Here is a 20,423-nt window from a genome sequence, read left to right on the forward strand (position 1 = left end):
TTACAAGGTTTTAAATTTAGTATTCAGTTGAATAAAAAGGAAATTCGCAGTCATGCTCAAAGAAATTAACTTCGCACTTCAGAGTTCTACCGGGGCCAGACAATTTTCAAAGTCTGAATTTACAATTCGAAATATGCCGGATCGTTTACATCCACTTGCCGAGTTGGAAAGCGTAAACTCGGGAGCAAGAAATATTGCGAAGGTAGGAGTCAATACGGATGATCAGGCGGTTCGCCGTGGTTATTTGATCGATTTAAACGCCTGATTTTTTTCAAATCCAATCGTTAAAGAAAATTTGCCACTAGATTTATAACAAAAACAAAATAATCTTATATTTATAGTGATTAGGTTCTAAAGACAATAGTGGCTCAATATTGTCCAAAAAAATCTTCTTCCAGTTAAATTTTTGCATTAAATTTTTGTTTGGCGTATCATAAAAATGAAAAAACTATTTTATATAGTTTTTATAAATTCATCCTTAGTCTTTTGTTACCACTGATCCTTATAAAATTGAGTATCTTAAATTTTTATCGCGACTTTATTCAAAACAATAAAGCGGAAGAGACAGTAGTCATTTTCCTTATCGAATTTGCCAAGCAATGACACAGGATTTTAAACTGTAGGAACTCTTACAAGTTCGAGATTTAACAGACTTATTTCTAAAATGTGGGAACTCTCACAAGTTCAAAAAATTTATTGTCTTTAACAGCTCATCTTTAAATTACAATATCTGATAATTGTACTAAAACCATCTCAAAAATATCTTAGGATTATCGGCATTTTAAACAAAGATAAAGTATTTTTGAGATAGCTTTTACTCATCTCTATAAAATTGAGTACTGTTAATTCTATCACAAAACACTGATTCCATGCAAAATATTAGCTTTTATTAGTTATGAGTAGTAACTCACTTTTATTTTAGAATTCGCTCCAAAGCCTGAAAAAAATTATCATAGATTTTTAAATCAAATGTGGTAGTTCCCACAGATTACGTCTCTTTTTATCTTTTTTGCGATTTTAAATTATATCTTTCCGAACGAAGTTTTGCAGTAGTTCCCACATTTAAAGAATCGATCTATAAAATTAAGATTTCAACTTTTTTCAGAATCATAGGTTCCTTACGTCCTGCTCACGTTAGTATAGAAATAGGCTTCATTTTTTGCAGAAAAATTAAACTATAAAAAGGATTTAAGTTAATTATATTTTACTAATATAAATTTTTTAAGAACGGATTCCGGATAAAAGTTTTCGTTTTAGGCTGGAGAATTCCTTTAGAACGGCACCTAAAAATAAGTTTTTCTTTCTAGTTTCGTCTAATGTGTTCTTATGGCGTAAGATGTAGATTTCGGTTTTGCGGATTAAAAAATTAAGATCTTCCCAGTTGTCGATAGCAGTTCTAAATTTAGAAAGAACTGAATCGTAGGAAATTTCTCGAATAGAAGGATCGGAAAATTCTTCCAAAATGTTTTGGATTTTTATCAAAAGATTAGAACGAAAGTCTTCTGCGGTCTTTAAACTGATTTCGGGAGAATTGTAGTCGCTCCAGGGAATCCATTCTTTCCAAAAGAAATTATGATTTGGAAACGAAGAAAGAATCCGATCTGCTTCTTCCAAAGAAACGTTTTCGCAGTTTGCAATTTGGGCACCGCGAGAATTCACGTTGTAGACGGAAAAGTCCAAGGATCGAAACGATTCTTCAAACCAATGTCTATAAAGATCTAAAACGTAATCGGTTAAAACTAAATCACCATTTGCGGACCGAACAAAACGAGTGTCTCTTTTTCGAATGATCATTTCGTTGATTTTTTCTAAACTTTGTGTTCTTCGAATTAAAGTGAGCCATTTTTCGTTATGATGAGTACCGGTAGAATGAATTTCTCTTCCAGAATAAGCGAGGTCTTGGCCCACTAAAAAGATAGGTTTACATCCAAGGTTTCGTAAAAGATCAAATGCAGTGGTGGCCACACTTCCGCCGGATTGGATGTCTCCGATCGGACCTAAAAGTTTTTCCGCAGTTTTAGAACCAGCAGTTACTTCCCGTTTTAGTTCACCGCTTGCGTCTACGACGTATTTGGCGGTTAAGGAATGTACAATTTTAGTAAATTTTTGAGATCTCAAAATGGAAGGGGAACTTACCAAGTCGGCAAACAAAGGCACGTTAGACGATTCCGCTCCCATAAAATGAAAGAAAGAATGGGTCTGTGCGTCCAAAGTGATCACGCCGTCTGGAACAATACCGAATTTCAGAAGGGCTTTAAAGGAAGTGTCACAGGAAAATAAAAAAACCTTGTCTCTCACTTTAGAAATCCATTCACACTGACTTCTCAGAGAAGGGCCCGCAGAAACTAACATCGCAGGAGTATTTAAAAATTTTCCTTTTAATGACTCGATCCTAGTTCTTGGATTTTTAGAATCCGGAAAATTTGCGGTGTTAACAAAAGTATTCCGAACCCAGATTCTTTCAAACTCGAACTTAGTCAAAAGGTCGCTCATTTTAGAAGAAAGAATTTTACGAATTTTAATTTCTAAATCGCTGTAATACGTTTCGTTGAGTGCAGTGCTTGCCGTATTTCTAAAAACCCGAATTCCGGAAACTCGTTCCACCGGAAGTGATTCTAAATAATTCCAAAGAAGATTTAAAGCAGAGTTACCTAAAAACAAATGTCTGCCTGGAACATCCATCACTGGTTCTAAAATTCCATCCCAAAGAGGAAAGATAAGTTCCGGATATTCGTCCACGAGAAGAAGAACCTGTCCCGGTTCCAGACTTTTATGAACTTCAAAAATGAGATGTGGATTTCCTAGACCAATTAGCACGACTAGATCCGTAGAAGAAATTTTCTGGGTTTGTAGAATTCTTTGTGCTTGGGTTCGAGGCGCGATCGTGCTGGAAAGAGCGCGTCCGTTGAATTCTAAAAACCATTCTTCTGGATTTTTAGCTGGTTTGAGGTCGAAGTTACGACCCGGATCTACAGGTCTCTGGAAATAGAGGGATAAGTACGGCTTTTTCCCGAATATTTCTCTTGTCTTTTCAGAAAGATTGTGAGACATAATAATCCAGGGTGCATTCTATTCCCTGCCCAAATCTGGTCAATTGGAAACATTTTCCGGAACATCCGGAAATGAAAAAACATAAAAACTATGTATTTAAAAAGTCTGAATATTGTTGGATTCAAAACGTTCGCGGACGAAACCGAAATTTTACTCGATCCAGGATTTACGGCGGTCGTAGGTCCGAACGGAAGTGGTAAGTCGAATATCGTAGACGCTGTAAAATGGGTCTTTGGAGAAAAGTCAGCCAAAGGACTTCGCGGAGACAAAATGGACGACGTGATTTTTCACGGTTCCGAAGCGCGTAAACCGGCGGGTTATGCGGAGGTATCCGTTATCTTCGATAATTCTTCCAAACTCATCAAAATGGATTATCCGACGGTAAAGATGACTCGTCGTCTTTACATGGATGGAAACAACGAATATTGTATCAACGATTCTCGCGTTCAAAGAAAGGACGTAGAAAAACTTCTGATGGATACCGGGATCGGTAAGTCTTCTTATTCGATCATGGAACAAGGTAAAGTGGATCGGATTTTACATTCTAAACCGGAAGAAAGAAGACTGATTTTTGAAGAAGCCGCTGGAATTTCCAGATTCAAGGTAGAACGTCAAGAAGCGCTTAAACGTTTAGAAGACACAAAACAGAATTTACTCCGTATTCAAGACATCATGGGTTCCATGAAAAAAGAAATGGAAATCAAAGAAAAACAAGCGGAGAAAGCGGAAGCTTATTTTAAACTGAAATCCGAGTTAGACGAAACGGATAAAATAATACGTTATCTGAAATTTTCCACTCTTACCAAAAAGTTAAAAGCTTCTGAAGAGGAACTTCAGGGGATCAAAGATAAAAATCAAATTTTATTAGATACAATCGGGGAAGAAACCGGTAGAATTGAAATATTAGAAAAAGATAAATCGGAAATTGAAAAGAGGGTTTCCGAAATCGATAAAAAGTTATACGATCATCTGTCTCAAACAAAAATCCAAAAAGAGAAAATAGAAAAAAATAAACAGATCATTTTAGAATACGAAGAAAGAATCTCGGAGATGACGGAGACCTTGAACGGAGAAGAATCTTCATTGAGTTTACTCGTCATCGATTTGGAAAGAATTCAAAAAGAATGTTTCGAATTGGAAGGAGAAATAGAACTCCTTCAAGAAGAGATTCAAAAACTAAAAGATTCTAAATCCGGACTTGAAAAACAAATCGAGGACGAAAATCTTTCCGTTCTTGAAAAAGAATCTAGGATCGCAACCAACGATAAGTCTCACAATGAACTTCGTGAAAAACTCAAAGAAGTCATTTTTGAACTCATTAGCCAACTTGAATCTAGAAAGAAAGAAGCCATCGATACGGAAAATAGAAGAAAAGAATTAAAAGAATTCTTACTTTCTAAAATATCAGAATATTCCGTTCAACTAGAAGAGTTGAAAAGGAATTTAGAATTTTCCGAAAAATCCAAGATAGCCATCTTTCTAGAAACCTTACAATTAGGTGAAGTTCAATCTAAACTAGAAGAGTTTGTTCATTTAGAAGATATGATTCGAAACATTCTTTTTGATCGGGACGGATTTTTATCCAGAAAGGAAACTTTAGATCAACAGATCGAAGATTTGATTTTAGAAAACGAAAATCTGACTAGAAGTATCAAAGATTCCGGTTTAAAAATAGAATCCTTGAGGGAAAGTTTAGAAGCCAATAAGGAACAAACTGTATTTCTAGAAAAAAAAGTTTTAGAGCTTAGTTCCGAAAAAAATTCTAGATTAGAAATTTGTAAATCGATTCAACTTAGAAAAGAGGAGATCGAAAAAAGAATTCAAAATGCAAAGGATTCTATCCAGAATGTGATTTCTAAAAAACAAGAATTTGAAAAGGAAGTTTCCGAATTAGAACAACAGATCGAATCTAGCTACAATGAATTTTTAGATATGAGTCGTGCTTTGGAGTCCGAAAAAGAATCTCTTAGAAATATTTTGAAAGAGATTCAAAATCTGAAACACGACATACAAAAAAATCAGGACGATTTTAAAAATCTGATCCCGGTCTTAACAGAAAAAGAAAGAACCGTTTCCGGTTTAAAGGTACAGATCGATTCTTTTACCGAAGAACTTTATAACGATTATTCTATTTCTGAACAGGAACTCGTTTCCGAATTTCAAAATCGAAATTTGGAAAGAACAAAAGAAGAAGTAAAACTAAAAAAATTAAAATCCGACATTCAAATGCTTGGTTCGATCAATCCTCTTTCTATCGAAGAGTATAGAAGTGTAAAAGAAATCTACGAACACCATCGTGTGCAAAAAGAAGATATAGAAAAATCCAAAGCAGACGTAGAAGAGGTTCTTGGGAGAATTAACGAAGAATCGGAAAAATTATTCCGTGAGACGTTTGAAAAGATCCGGGAAAATTTTCAGGAAACATTTTCCACACTTTTCAACGGAGGACGGGCGATCTTAGAACTGACTGAAAACGAAGATAGCCTCAATGCTGGAATTGAAATTATGGCCGAACCTCCCGGAAAACACGTTCAAAATCTAAGACTTTTATCAGGTGGTGAAAAATCAATGACAGCGATCGCATTACTTTTTGCGATTTATATGGTCAAACCTTCTCCATTTTGTTTTCTGGATGAGATAGATGCTGCGTTAGACGAAGCGAATAAACTTAGATTTTGTCAGATCTTGGATAAGTTCAAAGACAAGTCTCAGTTTATAGTCATCACTCACGCTCAGTCTACGATCAACAGAGCCAATTCTCTTTTTGGGGTTACAAATGAAGAGCCGGGGATTTCTAGAATTCTTTCTTTAAAGTTGGACGAGGCTTCTTCCATTGCAGAGAAGGTAACGGAAGCGGTGGTTTAGAGTTCGTTTTTATTTTTTGGGATCGTTTGTTTGTATAAGTTTATGCTAGAACATCGCAAAAAAATTCAGGCTAATTTTTAGATAACGTGATTTCTGCGTGTAATACTTGTTATACGGAACTTATGAAGTTAAATAGTATGGGTATCTATTTGTCATTGGGTTTGGTTCGAGTTTTAGTTCTCTCGAAATGAGATTTTGTCTCCTGTCAATCTTCCAAATCATTTTGTAAGTCCAGTGAAAACTAGGAACTCCTTGGTTCAAAGTTTTCACAAAAAAATCCTCCTTCCCACCAAGCTCCTCCAACCAGAGCATATAATTAAAAAGATAACACCTCGAAACCCCATGAGCCGCAGCCAACACACCCAAGGTCGACCAAACCCCGGTATGAACCCGAATGCTAAACTTCTTCATCTTACCAACGCCCCGATTGTATTTGATTTTACCCGCCTTGTAATGAAGACGTTTCATCGAGGCGATCTGTTTAGAATATTTTCTCAATAAAATGGGAAGTTTGCCCCGAAGGGCTTTTCTTTCTTGCGAGTTCAAACGATTCCAATAATCATTCGGCACCAAAAGAGAATCCGTACCAACAGCATTTTCTACCAAAGCAGACTCAATTTTTTGACCGTCATCTAATAAAAGAATATCCATACCAGAAACGGTTCTTCGACCTTTCTAAACGGAGCGATTTATAGAAAAAAAATTTAAAAGAAAACAAAATATTTTAACGTGAGTTTGGTGGTTGAAAATCTGGGCGAATAAAAAACTCAGGTGCAACAACTCCACTATGAGTACGTTTTAGATATATTGTATAATACTTCCGGTATGCAATTTATTGACCAAAAGCTAAAGAAGCCCCGTCCGACAATGCTGTGGCAGCCGGATTCACATTAGAGTTGTTGAAAAATGAATCCTCCATCTGCTTTCTATTGCACTGAAGCAGTTTTGCTAATCCCACTACAGAATTTTCAACAATTCTATTATTAAAGTATAAACTATTAGATGCTTTATTATATCGTTCTGAGCCAGAATAAAAAAAGAGCGGAAAATTCCGCTCTTTTCAGAAAAATTAAAAACTTCTTATATTCTAGAAGTTTTGTGTAGTGTTTATTTTTTATTCGTGTTGTAAGTGCTTACGATACACTCGTTAAACGGTTTACACTGACTCTTATGATTCTCAAAACAAGCTATAACGGCGGCGCTGTGTTTTTTACACGAATTGAGGCAACCGGTTTTTACTTTGTTTTTTTCTTCGGCGCTGAGTTTTCTAGGCGCGTTTTGATCCACACAGCCAGAATAAAAACCGCAAACTTCATTACAAGACGCGGATTGAGCAGATAGAGAAGAACCTGCTAAAATTAGAAAAGAAAGAATCAATAGAAAGAAATGTTTCAACGTCATTCTCCTTTGAAACGATTAGCGACGCAGGGATTCGAACCCCGGACCTGCGGATTATGATTCCGTTGCTCTAACCAGCTGAGCTACGTCGCCGCTTTGTTGGGACCCGATTCAATCGGTTCCAGTGCTATTTTTTTCGAGGGAATTGCATTGTCAAGGTTTCCTTCCGACCTGAGATTTCCAAATTTCAAACAGAATTTTCCAAGCGGAGACCGAAAAAACCTCTACTATTTTTTGATTTTCTAATTCTTTCTTTTCTTTCCATTTTTCCAAAAGTGAATTTGAAATTTCGGTTTGAATCAACTTCCAGTCTTTTTGAACGTTTTCATCTAAAGGAATCGTTAGTAACTCTTGAACTGACTTCAAACGATTCAAGAGTTCCGGAATTTCTAACTCTTCTAATTCTTTCTTTTTGTTTTCTAAAATAGAAAGAAGAACGTTTTTAGCCATATCATATTCATTTTGAAGAATAGAATGAAAAAAGGATTCTTCTTCTCCTACGTGTCTAGAAATTCGAGAGGCGAATCTATGTTCGGTGAGTTCTCTCCAAGATTCGTTTCTTTGGAAACTAGGAAAGGAGGTAGGAATTTTTAGATCCAGATCTAAATTTTCACGGACATCTAAAAAAATGGAATCTAAAACCAAAAATAAAAATGAGGGGCTCAACCAAGGCGGAACGGAAATTTCTAAAGAGGAAAAATTTCCGTTTTCGTCTTTGATAAAACTAGGAGAGTTTTCAAAATCTATTGCAGAAATGATCGCGCCGGAACGGTAGAGTAAAGTCGGTAGAATTTCCCTACTTTCGGAAAGATCGATAATTAGTTTAGAAAAATTGAATTTAATTTTTTCGGAAACGTTGGAGAATAGATAAATTGCAAAAAGACTTTGAACTCCGTTTAATTTAGGAGTAATTAAAAAAAGTCCTTCTTGTTTTTCTAATATCTTTTCCGTAAAATTTTCTGGGATCGGAGATTCTAATATCTTTTCCAGATCTAAAATATCCTCGGATAAAATTTGAAATTCAAGTTTGAATATGGAAGTGTTTCTTATTTTTTGATTTTTTCTTTTGCAAATTTGTTCTATTGTATCTTCTATTTTTGCGATTTTAGAAACTACTGTGGGTTCGTTCGAAATAAATGGAAAGTGAAACGATTCCCCCCAAACATACGCTGGAAAAATTTTAGATGGAAACTTGGATGTGATTTCTCCAAGTCGAGAGATAGAACGAAAAGACGTCTTTTCGGACTTCCGAAGTTGTATCTTATCAAAAATAGAATCCGGGAATTCGATCCAGTATTTTGCATTTTTTTCTTGGGCCCAGATTTTTAATTGGATCGAAAATTCTTTCAAAGCGGATGGATGAGAATTTTCAAACAAAGATTCGAGTGTTTCTCGATCGAATCTTTGTTTGAATTCCGTTTCGGTTAGAAGATGAATTTGTCTCATGAGTTTCTCAAACACTGAATAATATTTATGCAGAATGTAAATTATCGGTACGGGTGCTGTACGAAATTTGTGCTAGTTGCCAATGGAACTGTAAAAACGATAAAATCTGCAACCGTAGTGTATTTTAGAGCTTGCCTGTCTTTCAAGGAATTTTACTTTGATTCCGAATTCGATCTTGAAACAGAGTAAAAAGAGAGCTTCTCTCTTTTTCTTGAAAAACATCGAATTTCAATTCATTGGTACAATATTTGCACAAAAAATGTAAACGACTCTACGTTTGAATTAGAGATTCATGATTATAATCGAAAACAATTAGGAGAACAGAATGTCCAGAACACCTAGTGAAGTTATTGCCTATGCAAAGGCGAATAACGTTCTATTCTATGATTTCCGTTTTACGGATATCAAAGGAGCTTGGCACCACGTATCATATCACGCCGGTTCCATTAACGAAGATTCTTTCAAAGGCTTACCGTTTGACGGAAGTTCCATTCCAGCTTGGCAACCGATCGATAGATCCGATATGCAATTGATTCCGGATACAAGTGCGATCTTTTTAGATCCTTTTACTGCCGATTCTACACTTGTAGTTTTCTGTGACGTATTCGATATTTATAAAGGTGCACTTTACGAAAAATGTCCTAGATCTATCGCAAAAAAAGCCCTCAAATATCTTGAATCTTCTGGTCTTGCAGATACCGCTTATTTCGGACCTGAAAATGAATTTTTTATCTTTGATAATATCAAAGTAAGAGACGCGATCAACGTTCAATATTATGAGATCGATTCTTCTGAAGGGATTTGGAATTCTCATACTGATTTTCCTGGTTCTACAAATACCGGTCACCGCCCTGGTACTAAGGGAGGCTATTTTCCGGTAGCTCCAGTTGATTCCCAAGTGGATTTGAGAGCGGACATTGTGAAAACTCTTCACCAGATCGGCATGGAAACTTTCGTAGTTCACCACGAAGTCGCTCAAGGTCAGGGTGAAATTGGTGTCAAGTTTGGCACTTTGATTGAAGCGGCGGATAACGTTCAAAAGTTAAAATACGTCGTAAAGATGGTCGCTCATAAATACGGTAAAACGGCTACTTTTATGCCAAAGCCTCTTTATGGAGACAATGGTAACGGTATGCACTGTCACCAATCCATTTGGAAAAACGGTGTGAATCTTTTTGCAGGTAAAGGTTATCAAAATTTAAGCGATACTGCTATGCATTATATCGGTGGGGTTCTTTCTCACGCTAAGTCTTGCGCTGCGTTTACAAATGCTTCTACAAATTCTTATAAGAGACTTCTTCCTGGTTTTGAAGCACCTTCTATTTTAGCCTATTCGGCTCAGAACCGTTCTGCTTCTTGTAGAATTCCTTTCGTAAACGGAGACAAGGCGAGAAGAGTTGAATTCCGTTTTCCTGATTCTTCCGCCAATCCTTATCTTGCTTTTGCGGCGATGCTTATGGCGGGTATAGACGGGGTTCAAAAGAAAATCGATCCGGGACCTCCTCGTGAGGAAGATCTTTTTGAACTTTCTCTGGATGAAATCCGTGAAAAAGGAATTCAGCAAATGCCTCATACTCTTAGAGAGTCTGTGGAACATATGCTTCTTGATAAAGAGTTTCTGAAAAAAGGTGACGTGTTTACGGAAGAGTTCATTCAGACTTATAAAGCGTATAAGTTTGAAACGGAAATTTGGCCTTGGGAAGGTAGACCTCATCCGTTCGAATTTTTGACTACTTATTCCTGCTGATTCAAGTCAATTTTTAGGCGCTCCTTTTTGGGAAGTGTTCTTGGAAATTTTCGAATCGAAATGGAACTTTAAAAGCCCGAGTCTTCTCGGGCTTTTTTTATGTGTTAGGGTTTTGTCGGAGTTACGACAAGATTGTTTATGGGGATTTTACTTTACAAAATGTTAATTTTATGTTAGGTGAAAATTTCCGAAAACTTCCCACAAGGGCCCGAACTCAGTGCCTCACTCGTCAGGGTCGAGCGTTTCACTAAAAAATCGTCGGAGTTACGACAAGGTTTCGTCTTACTGTTCTAGAAGAGGTTTGTTGGCGTCTGGGTGTTGGGCTAAATATTCTTGGACGGTTTTTCTTTTTTTCTCCAAACGGGAAAGATGGTCCTCGATGATCGTTCCGAAATCCAATTTGCCTGTAATGATTTCATAACGTTCCGTTTCTATTGTTCCTAAATCCAGATCGGAATCGATTTCAGAAGAACGATCGGCGTATTTTTGAGCTTCTTTCCAATAGGGAATTGCCTCTTTATAAAAACCGTCGGCCACTTCGAAAGAACGGTTTAAGTCGTATGCGAAATCTAGATTATAAAAATATAAATGTCGCTTATCAAATTGAGAGGCGATCCTCATATAAGAACGCATAATCTGAAGATTCATGTGCATAAAAAGAAGGTTGCGATATTTATAATATTCGTCTTCGTCTTTAACGGGACAAAGAGCGTTTTTAGGATGTCTGAACCGTTTCTTAAGTCCTGTCTTTAAAAAGTAGATGTTCCTTCTAAGTTCGTTTTCACCGTAGTGAAGTTTGAGACCATAGAGTTGGTAATAGTCTTCTAAAAATTTTGGTTCCCATTTATGAAGTTTATAAGGTACCCAATCGGAGAATTTAGTATAAGGACCGTTTTTCTCGTACTCGTAGTTGTAATCTAAGTCTATTTCTGGCGAAATCGGAGCGCTCAAAAGTATTCCAAATAAAATACAATAGATTGATTTGATTATTCCCACGCGCATTCAAAATAATTTTCGGCAAATTTCGATTTTTAGGTGAGAATGGAATCTTAGAAAACAAAAGAGTTTTTGAGTTGAATTTCCTGAAATTAACGTAAACAAGGGCGTAAGAAAACCATGATTCTGAAAAAAAGTTGGAATCTGAACCTTACGATCATCGAGTGGGAACTCACATAAAACTTAGGTTTGTTTGTAAAATGATGTAGTAACTGCTGCAAACCACGATTTTACAAATAATTGTAGGAACTCATACTTTTGGAAAATTTTTTCTCCGGCCGAACTCACGTTAAGTAGGATTTAAATTTTGATGATGGCCGTAAAACAGCGGTTTTGTGTAACAATCTGATTGAACGATGATTCTTTTTGTAGTAGTTCCCAATTTTCAAAGTTTAACTGGTAAATCCACAATTTGTGAGAGTTCCCACATCTATTTTTTTACGAAAAAATTGACCTAATATAAAACGGATTTCTTAGTCCGAATTTGTAGTAAATATCAGGATCGATGCAATTTATAAGAACTTCTAGATTTTTCCAAACATCCACCGTTCATTTTCAGCGCCGTTTTTTTATGCGTTCGTAGTAACATCGGATCGTATCTAAAAATCGGACATAAGACGGTCATCTGTGGGAACTACTGCGACTTAAGATATTTACTAGAAAACTCTAAATTTACGATTTTATTTCATTTTGTTCCTAATATTTTCCAAGATGTACTTTGATACTTGAGGTTATAGATCATTGGGTTCTCCGACTAAAAAAAGAATTTTTTGAAATGGCTCCAAGTCTAAACTACGAGTTCGGAAATTACTTTGATGGGAATGAGGTTGACCTCAGGTTTTTTAATTGAAGCATAGTTCTCGGAACCAGATTTCTTTTTGGTCTTTTCATTCGTGTTGTCTAAAATTTTAATATATAAGAATTTTCTAATCCGTTTTTTGATTTTAAACATCAGTGTATTTGGATGTATTTTTCCTATTTCTGCAGAGGCCGTTTCCGAGTCTCTGAGAAAAACGGTTGTAGAAGGTATTTCCGGCGAAGGCCCAACAACCGGATGGATTCTGGTGATGGGTGGAATTTTGGCAAGCCTATTGCCTTGTGTTTATCCTTTGTATCCGATTACAGTGGGAATCGTAAGAGCCAGAGGAGAGGGTTCTCCAAAAATTCTTCACCCTGCGATTTATTATCTTGGTTTGGTTGCAACTTATTCTTGTTTCGGGTTGATTGCAGGTTTTAGTGGAGGAGCGTTTAACGTTATTCTACGTTATCCTATCGTGAATCTAGGGCTTTCCATTTTGATTTTTTTATTGGCACTGGGATCATTGGATCTGATTCATCTTCCTTTTTTTAGATCTAAAGAAGTAAAGACGGGACAAGGTTGTGGTGGAACATTTTTACTAGGGATGGGAGCGGGACTTCTTTCTTCTCCTTGTGTGGGACCGGTTGTGGTAGCGATTCTTTTGCAGATCACCGCGGGGGTTGGTATAATATCGATCGGTTCCGTGTTTCTTGCTTCTTTTAAGATGTTTTTGTTTGGAATCGGCTTAGGTTTTCCTTTTTTAATGATAGGCGTTTTTGGTTTGAGTCTGCCAAAATCAGGAAAATGGATGCGTTGGGTTCAATGGATTTTAGGAATATTCGTATTATACTTTTCTTATACGTATTTTCAAAAATCTCTTTCTGGTTGGGGAATTCCGGATTCTTCCATTCCTTTGGCTGCGTTTGGAATTTTGTTTTTACTTTTTTGTCTCTATTTTCTTCTTCCAAATGAGTGGAATCGTTATGTGAAAATGAAGAAAACTCTCTTTTTAGGAGGGGTCGTATTGTCCGCTGTAGGACTTGTAGTTTTACTGACATATAGTCTGGGAAGAGTTAATTCCACTTCCGTGATAGAAATGGAAACGAAAGGAAATCTTTCTTGGCATCGAATTCCTTCTAAAGCTTATGCGGAAGGAACAGAGACTGGAAAAAAAGTGTTCATTGATTTTTATGCTGATTGGTGTACAAACTGTAAAACGTTTGAGGAACTTACTCAAAACGATTCCGCTTTGAACGATGCTTTGCAAGGTGCTGTTCTTTTAAAAATCAAAGACCAAGATCCTATTTTTGAAATGTATGCAAACGATTCTCGTTTTGAGGAATTAAAAATAGGCCTCCCGTTTTTTGTGATCTTAGACGCCGATGGAAATCTTTTATATAAAAACACGGATTATCAAGACACTTCTACTATGATTCAAATCTTAAAACAACTTTAAAGGTCCAAATTTATAACAGTGAATTTTTAATTTAGTGAAGATCGTATAACTGCGATTTTGTGTAGTAAGTTGATTTTATTGATTAAAACTTATGTAATATAGAATACCACGGATTTTTGTCGTAAAAGCTTGTTTGAGTATAAACATTAGTATTTTTTTATATAGTTTTGAATAAACTATAAATAATAGGGTTGTTGAAAATTCCATAGTGGGGGATTAGTAAACTCAGGTGCTGCTCTCTATGGATCGCGCATAATAATCGTTTTACGCATTGGTTATACTGAACTCGTGTTATTTAGATTTATGACGATTCTTTAAAGTGTTTTATTTTTAACTTGTTCCGACGAAATGGATCTGGTTGAAAAAGTTAAATTCTAAAAATCTGGAAGATTTTTGTTTCAATCAATGGATCTAATTTACGTTACATAGATTTACAGTCGTTTTTTGATAAAAGACGCTTTGTTTTTTAAACTGTGGGAACTCTTACAAGTTCAGAATTTAACAGACTTGTTCTCATTTTACTACTCGGACGTATGAAAATAATACCAAAAATGAACGAGCAATTTTATCAAGGATATAGAAGTTCTCAAAAATTTACGCCTAACTCAGATTTTGGGCTTTTTGTGGTAGATCCCACATTCTAACTTTTAAAACAAGTTCACGATAGTATTCTGATACTTCGCAAAACCACGAACTAAAATTTGGTCGTAACTACGCCCGAATTTTACGGAATATTTGATTTTCAGAGTGCGACTTAGAAAAAATACTGACAAACGATGGAAAAAGATGCCGTTTCCTTAGAAGACGCCCTGGATCACGGGCTTACCAAAGAAGAATTTCAAAAGATTCAGGAAATTTTAGAAAGAGTTCCAAATTCTACCGAACTAGGAATTTTTTCCGCTATGTGGTCGGAACATTGCTCTTATAAAAACTCGATTCTAAAATTAAAAACTCTTCCGACAACCTCGGATAAATTACTTGCAAAAGCAGGAGAAGAAAACGCTGGGGCGATGGATATAGGCGACGGTTTAGCAGTGGTTTTCAAAATAGAAAGTCATAATCATCCTACGGCTGTAGAACCGTATCAAGGAGCAGCGACCGGTGTAGGTGGAATTATGAGGGATATTTTTACGATGGGTGCTCGTCCGATTGTATCTCTAAATTCACTTCGTTTTGGAAATCCAGATGAACCTAGAAATAAATATCTACTTTCCCGTGCGGTAAAAGGAATCGGAGACTATGGAAATTCACTTGGAATCGCAGTGTCGGGAGGAGAACTCTTTATAGATGAATGTTTTTCCAAAAATCCACTCGTAAACGCAATGACCGTTGGGATTGTGCGTCACGATCAGATGGCGAGTGCGACCACAGGTGGGCAAGTTGGTAACTCTGTTTACATCGTAGGAGCTACTACCGGAAGAGATGGAATTCACGGAGCTTCTTTTGCATCCAAGGATCTTTCTAAAGAATCCGAATCCAAACGATCTGCGGTGCAAGTAGGTGATCCATTTATGGAAAAACTATTGATGGAGGCAAGTTTAGAAGCGATTCAAAAAGGACTTCTTGTAGGAATCCAAGACATGGGTGCCGCCGGAATTTCTTGTGCCACTTCCGAAATGAGTGCCAAAGGAAAAACCGGAATGAGGATCGATCTAGATCTAGTCCCCTTTAGAGAAACCGGAATGAATGCATACGAAGCGATGTTATCCGAATCTCAAGAAAGAATGTTGGTTGTACCAAAAAAAGGAAAAGAAACGGAACTCGTATCTATATTCGAAAAATGGAATTTAAACGCGGTCAAGATCGGAGAAGTTACAGCGGACGGAATGATCGAAGTTTATATGGGCGGAGAACTAAAAGCTAAAATTCCCGCCGAATCACTTGTGTTAGGTGGCGGAGCTCCACGTTACGAAAGAGAAACTAAACGTCCTTCTTATTTAGATATGGTCAAAACTTGGAAACCGGATGGGATTTCCGACGCGACCAAGGGTGCAAATTCAAAAGAAATATTACTCAAAATCCTTTCCTCTTGGAACGTGTGTTCCAGGAAACCGATCACGGAACAATACGATAGCGAAGTCGGTTTAGTAAAACTCATCGGTCCCGGTTTGGACGGAGGACTTTCTGCTATTCCGGATACAAATAAGGCGCTTGCGACCGCAACCGATTGTAATTCTAGATATACGTATTTGGATCCTTATAAAGGCGCTGAGTTTGCGGTATGTGAGGCGGCTCGAAACGTGTATGTGACCGGTGCAACTCCTTACGGAGTGACCAATAATCTTAATTTCGCAAATCCTTATATTCCAGAAAATTATTATATGTTTTCTGAATGTATTCGAGGAATGGGGGACGCTTGCCGTTTTCTGGGACTTCCTGTGACGGGAGGCAACGTATCTTTTTACAACGAATCTCCGGAAGGTCCGATTTTTCCAACTCCTACCATTGGTATGGTGGGAATTTTACAAGATAAGAAAAAAGTTATATTCAATTTTCCGAAAGAAGTCGGGATTGAGCTTGCGGTTCTGGGGAATTTTCGCCCTTCTTTAGGAGGAAGTGAATACTTAAAAAAAATCCACGGTCAAGTCAACGGAAGTATTCCCGAGTTGGATATCAAAGAAGAATTAGAACTTTGTAAACTAGTGCTTTCCTTGAATGAAAATGGAATTTTAAAATCCGCGAGAGATCTTTCTTTGGGAGGAATTGCGGTAGCACTTTCTAAAACGGTCCTTTTTTCGGGCCTAGGAATCGAATCTGACCTAACGGCTCTTAGACGGAATCGATTGGATTTGACCCTTTTCGGAGAAAGTTCGACGACGGTTTTGATAGGATTTGAATCGCTATCGAAAGAGGAGATTCGTAGACAGACCGAAGCTTGCGGATTAAAGTTTTATCCGATAGGAAAAACAAATTCTTCCGGAGTTTTAGAAATTAAAGACGCCGAGATTAAAATTTCTATCCAAGAATTGAGCGAATCTTATGAAAAAGGTTTAGAGGCGGTTTTCGCATTATAAAAAAGGGTTAAACCAATGAATTTCCTATTTTTAAAAAAAATCTTTAGGATCTATTTCTTTTTTTGGATTTCGATTTTTGGGATCGATTGTAAAAAAAATGCGGTAGAAATTCTAGAAGAAGCAAAAAGAAAATCGGAATCGGTTCAAATTTTAGATTTAGGAATGCAAAAGTTAACTTCGATTCCAGAAGGAATTTGCTCCTTCCCGAATTTGACTCAGCTGGATTTACGTTTGAACAGTTTGAATTCTCTTCCCGATTGGATCGGAACCTGTAAAAATCTGGAACAAATCAATCTTTTCGGAAACGATTTGGCTACGATTCCATCTTCTTTTTCTAAATTAAAGAATTTGAAAGTGTTGCTTGTGGGAAATAACGATTTTGCTTTTCTGCCTTCGGAACTTTTGTTTCTACCTTTGATCAAAATCTTATATTTGGATCAGAATAAACTTACGTTGACCGAAACGGATGTCGAAATTTTGGCTTCTCTTTCTAGTTTGGAGGAATTGGATCTAAATTTGAACTCCGGGATCAAAACGCTTCCTTCCAACTATAACAAGCTGAAAAATCTGAATCGTTTAAAAAGATTGAATATTAAAAAAACTTCATTAAAGGGAGAGGATGCCGACAAACTACAGGCGATTCTCCCAAATACAAAGATAGACTATTGATACAATTATGAGCGAAACCCAAAAAGAAAATCCTTATTCTTCCACAGTTCTTCTTCCAAAAACCGAATTTCCAATGAAAGCAGATCTGGCCAAAAGAGAACCGGCTCAAATACAATCTTGGAAGTCGGGACAAATCTTCCGTAAAATGAAAGAGCAAAGAAAGGGGAAAAAAGAATTTGTTCTTCACGATGGTCCACCGTATGCGAACGGAAATTTTCACCTTGGACACTCACTCAATAAGATCGTGAAAGACATTATCGTTAAATCCAAATCGTTAGCTGGTTTTTATGCAGACATGATTCCTGGTTGGGACTGTCACGGTCTTCCGATCGAGGTTCAGGTTTTAAAAAATTTAGGTAAGAAGGCGCGTGAAACCGGACCCGAAGAATTGAGACGACTTTGTAGGAATTATGCGGAAGAATTTGTAGGAAAACAAGGAGAGGATCTAAGTCGATTTTTATGTTTTTGGGAAGAAGATAGAATTTATAAAACGATGTCCCCCGATTTTGAGGCGAAAATCGTAGAGGTATTTGGAGAACTTTTTCAGAAAGGTTACGTCTATCGAGGTAAAAAACCTGTCTATTGGTCGATCGATTTAGCTACCGCTCACGCGGAGGCGGAAATAGAATATTATCCTCACGTTTCTCCCTCTATCTACGTAAAATTTCCGATTGTAGGGGAACAAAAAAAATTCTGTCTGATCTGGACCACAACTCCTTGGACACTTCCTGCAAATCTTGGAATTTGCTTTAACAGAAAAATTGAATATTCTTTTTTTAAAACGGAGTCCGGAGAGGAACTCATTCTTGCGGATGGTCTTGCGGAAAGTGTAACCTCCGCAACCGGAGTTTCGCTTAACAAGGTAAAGTCGATTTCTTCGGATGAACTTTCCGTTCTTAAATTTCAACATCCTTTTATGGATCGTATTTCCATCTCTTTATTTGGAGATCACGTAACTCTGGACGCTGGAACTGGTTGTGTTCATACTGCTCCAGGACATGGTCAAGATGACTACAAAGTAGGTTTGGCTGCTGGACTGGAGCCGTTTTCTCCTGTGGACGATTACGGAAGATATACAGACGAATTTCCTTTGATGCAGGGAAAAAAAGTTTTCGATGCAAATCCGGAGATCATTCAACTTTTAAAAGACAAGGGTTTACTTCTACATCATAGCGAGTTTGAACATTCTTATCCTCATAGTTGGAGAAGTAAAAAACCTCTGATCTTCCGTGCTACCCCTCAATGGTTTTTCAAAATAGATTTTAACGAGTTGCGCGAAAAATCACTATCTGCGATAGACGGCGTTCAATGGATTCCTTCTTGGGGAATCACTCGGATTCGTTCTATGGTGGAAACAAGACCCGATTGGTGTTTGTCTCGTCAAAGAAATTGGGGAGTTCCGATTCCGGCGTTCACTTGTGAATCTTGTGGGCAGACTCATATCAATGATGTCTCGATCCAATTCTTTACAAAGATGGTGCGAGAAAAAGGAATCGAAATCTGGTATTCCGAAAAGGCAGCGGATCTTCTTCCTCCTGGAACCAAATGCGGAAAATGTGGAAGTGGTTCCTTTAAAAAAGGAAACGATATTTTAGACGTTTGGTTCGATTCGGGTGTTTCCAGCTTTGCGGTGTTAGGTGAACGTAAAAACGAACCTCCCGCGGATCTATATTTCGAAGGTTCGGATCAACATAGGGGTTGGTTTCAGTCTTCCCTTTGGCCTTCTATGGCTCTTAGAGGAATTCCTCCGTATAAGACAGTTTTGACTCACGGTTACGTTTTGGACGAAAAAGGTCATCCCATGTCTAAGTCTCTCGGAAACGGAATCGATCCTACTACGGACGTCATTCAAATTTATGGAGCAGATATTCTTCGTTTGTGGATCAGTTCCTTAGATTTCAGAGACGATATTAAAGTAGGTAAAGAATCTTTAAAAATCGTCTCCGAGCAGTATCGTAAGATTCGAAATACGTTTCGTTATCTTTTGGGAAATTTGGACGGTCATACTTCAGAACAAAATCTTCCTTTTGAAGAATTGGAAGAATTGGATCGATTTTATCTTTCTAAACTATCTCAATTTGTGGAAGACGCGGTTGCGAGTTACGAAGTTTATCAATTTCATCAGATTTATCAGAAGTTGATTTTATTTTGTACGGTAACTTTATCCCAGGATTATTTTGATATGATCCGAGATAGAATGTACTGCGACGATAGAAATTCCAAAACTAGAAGATCTTCTGCAACGGCACTTCAGTATATTCTAGAAACCTTATGTATTATTACGGCGCCGATTCTCAGTTTTACCGCCGAAGAAGTATGGGCTTCCAATGGAAAAAAAGATTCCGTATTTTTACAGAATTTTCCCGATTTAAAATTTTGGAAGAATCAGAACTTAGAAGATAAGTTCGAATCTGTGTTACAAGCGAGAGAAGTTGTTCAGAAAGCTCTAGAAATTGCAAGACAAGAAAATAAGTTGGGTAAGTCTCTTGAAGCCGGTTTGGAAATCGTTTCTAAGAACGGAACGAACTTAACTAGAATCTTGCCAAAAGAAACATTAGAAATTCTTTTTGTAGTTTCTCAAGTTCACGAGAAAAACCCTGGTTTGGATGTTTTATCCTTTTATGAAAACGAAAAATTTTCCGTAAAAGTTTTAAAGCCGGTTCAAGTAGAATGTCCCCGTTGTTGGAGACACACGGAGGAACTTTCTAAAGAAGGGGATCTCTGCGGTCGTTGTAAGTCTGTTATAGGTTAAATCTCTACACATTCAGGAACAGGCGGTAGAAACAGATATTGCTTTTCTTTGAAAGACATATCCGTTGGTAACATTTTGAAATACATTAAAATTGTATTATGTTTTGTAAGATATGGTTTATAATTCTATCTTCAGTGTTTTAAACTAGGCATAATTCTAATTGTGGAAACTACCGCAGATTACGATTTTACAGGTTGATCTTGAAACTGTGGGAATTCTTACAAGTTTAG

The 20,423-nt window shown here is 37.0% G+C and carries 13 protein-coding genes and 1 tRNA gene; 8 read left to right on the forward strand and 6 right to left on the reverse strand.

All coding sequences use genetic code 11. The features are described 5' to 3' along the window. The first annotated feature begins 52 nt into the window (after positions 1–52). Together LEP1GSC049_RS209595 and LEP1GSC049_RS209590 are read left to right on the forward strand one after the other, a co-directional pair. Positions 53–265: a hypothetical protein gene (locus LEP1GSC049_RS209595; RefSeq protein ID WP_004750864.1), complete on the forward strand. Its 213-nt coding sequence runs from the start codon at positions 53–55 to the stop codon at positions 263–265. A 706-nt stretch (positions 266–971) separates the two neighbouring features. After that, on the forward strand, positions 972–1,181 hold the full coding sequence (locus LEP1GSC049_RS209590) for a hypothetical protein (RefSeq protein WP_004750351.1): 210 nt from the start codon (positions 972–974) through the stop codon (positions 1,179–1,181). Between the two features lie 40 nt (positions 1,182–1,221). On the opposite strand, the gene LEP1GSC049_RS209585 is transcribed toward LEP1GSC049_RS209590, so the two are convergent. Then, entirely contained in the window at positions 1,222–3,051 is a 1,830-nt protein-coding gene (locus LEP1GSC049_RS209585; RefSeq protein ID WP_004750276.1) for a motility associated factor glycosyltransferase family protein, read from the reverse strand. Positions 3,052–3,141: 90 nt separating this feature from the next. On the opposite strand from LEP1GSC049_RS209585, the gene LEP1GSC049_RS209580 reads away from it, so the two are divergent. Further along, the gene (locus LEP1GSC049_RS209580; RefSeq protein ID WP_004750379.1) at positions 3,142–5,916 is read left to right on the forward strand and encodes a chromosome segregation SMC family protein; all 2,775 of its coding nucleotides are present in this window, start codon (positions 3,142–3,144) and stop codon (positions 5,914–5,916) included. A gap of 120 nt (positions 5,917–6,036) precedes the next feature. Here LEP1GSC049_RS209580 and LEP1GSC049_RS209575 read toward each other — a convergent pair whose 3' ends face one another. The 4 genes from LEP1GSC049_RS209575 to LEP1GSC049_RS209560 form a co-directional block, all read right to left on the reverse strand. After that, positions 6,037–6,567 (reverse strand): DUF1564 domain-containing protein, encoded by a 531-nt coding sequence (locus LEP1GSC049_RS209575; RefSeq protein WP_016561136.1) that lies wholly within the window; start codon positions 6,565–6,567, stop codon positions 6,037–6,039. A 456-nt stretch (positions 6,568–7,023) separates the two neighbouring features. After that, positions 7,024–7,317 (reverse strand): Cys-rich protein, encoded by a 294-nt coding sequence (locus tag LEP1GSC049_RS209570; protein ID WP_016748069.1) that lies wholly within the window; start codon positions 7,315–7,317, stop codon positions 7,024–7,026. Positions 7,318–7,333: 16 nt separating this feature from the next. Further along, positions 7,334–7,407 (reverse strand) — tRNA-Met (locus LEP1GSC049_RS209565). A gap of 60 nt (positions 7,408–7,467) precedes the next feature. Beyond that, positions 7,468–8,760 (reverse strand): hypothetical protein, encoded by a 1,293-nt coding sequence (locus LEP1GSC049_RS209560; protein ID WP_004759252.1) that lies wholly within the window; start codon positions 8,758–8,760, stop codon positions 7,468–7,470. Between the two features lie 325 nt (positions 8,761–9,085). Between LEP1GSC049_RS209560 and glnA the strand changes: the two genes are divergently transcribed. After that, a complete protein-coding gene (glnA, locus tag LEP1GSC049_RS209555; RefSeq protein WP_004760800.1) occupies positions 9,086–10,507 on the forward strand; it encodes a type I glutamate--ammonia ligase in 1,422 nt (473 codons plus the stop codon). A 282-nt stretch (positions 10,508–10,789) separates the two neighbouring features. Here the strand turns inward: glnA and LEP1GSC049_RS209550 are convergent, their stop codons facing one another. Next, positions 10,790–11,509 carry a hypothetical protein gene (locus LEP1GSC049_RS209550; protein ID WP_004750352.1) on the reverse strand — a complete coding sequence of 240 codons (720 nt, stop codon included), beginning with the start codon at positions 11,507–11,509 and terminating at the stop codon, positions 10,790–10,792. A gap of 872 nt (positions 11,510–12,381) precedes the next feature. On the opposite strand from LEP1GSC049_RS209550, the gene LEP1GSC049_RS209545 reads away from it, so the two are divergent. The 4 genes from LEP1GSC049_RS209545 (at position 12,382) to ileS (ending at position 20,193) form a co-directional block, all read left to right on the forward strand. After that, entirely contained in the window at positions 12,382–13,758 is a 1,377-nt protein-coding gene (locus tag LEP1GSC049_RS209545; protein WP_004768437.1) for a protein-disulfide reductase DsbD family protein, read from the forward strand. 776 nt (positions 13,759–14,534) lie between these two features. Beyond that, positions 14,535–16,772, forward strand: coding sequence for a phosphoribosylformylglycinamidine synthase subunit PurL (gene purL / locus LEP1GSC049_RS209540; protein ID WP_004763472.1), 2,238 nt, complete (start codon positions 14,535–14,537; stop codon positions 16,770–16,772). Between the two features lie 15 nt (positions 16,773–16,787). Then, on the forward strand, positions 16,788–17,441 hold the full coding sequence (locus tag LEP1GSC049_RS209535) for a leucine-rich repeat domain-containing protein (RefSeq protein WP_004759233.1): 654 nt from the start codon (positions 16,788–16,790) through the stop codon (positions 17,439–17,441). 7 nt (positions 17,442–17,448) lie between these two features. Continuing rightward, positions 17,449–20,193 carry an isoleucine--tRNA ligase gene (gene ileS, locus LEP1GSC049_RS209530; RefSeq protein ID WP_004750666.1) on the forward strand — a complete coding sequence of 915 codons (2,745 nt, stop codon included), beginning with the start codon at positions 17,449–17,451 and terminating at the stop codon, positions 20,191–20,193. The last annotated feature ends 230 nt before the right edge of the window (positions 20,194–20,423 follow it).

This window comes from Leptospira kirschneri serovar Cynopteri str. 3522 CT (assembly GCF_000243695.2).
GTDB lineage: Bacteria > Spirochaetota > Leptospiria > Leptospirales > Leptospiraceae > Leptospira > Leptospira kirschneri.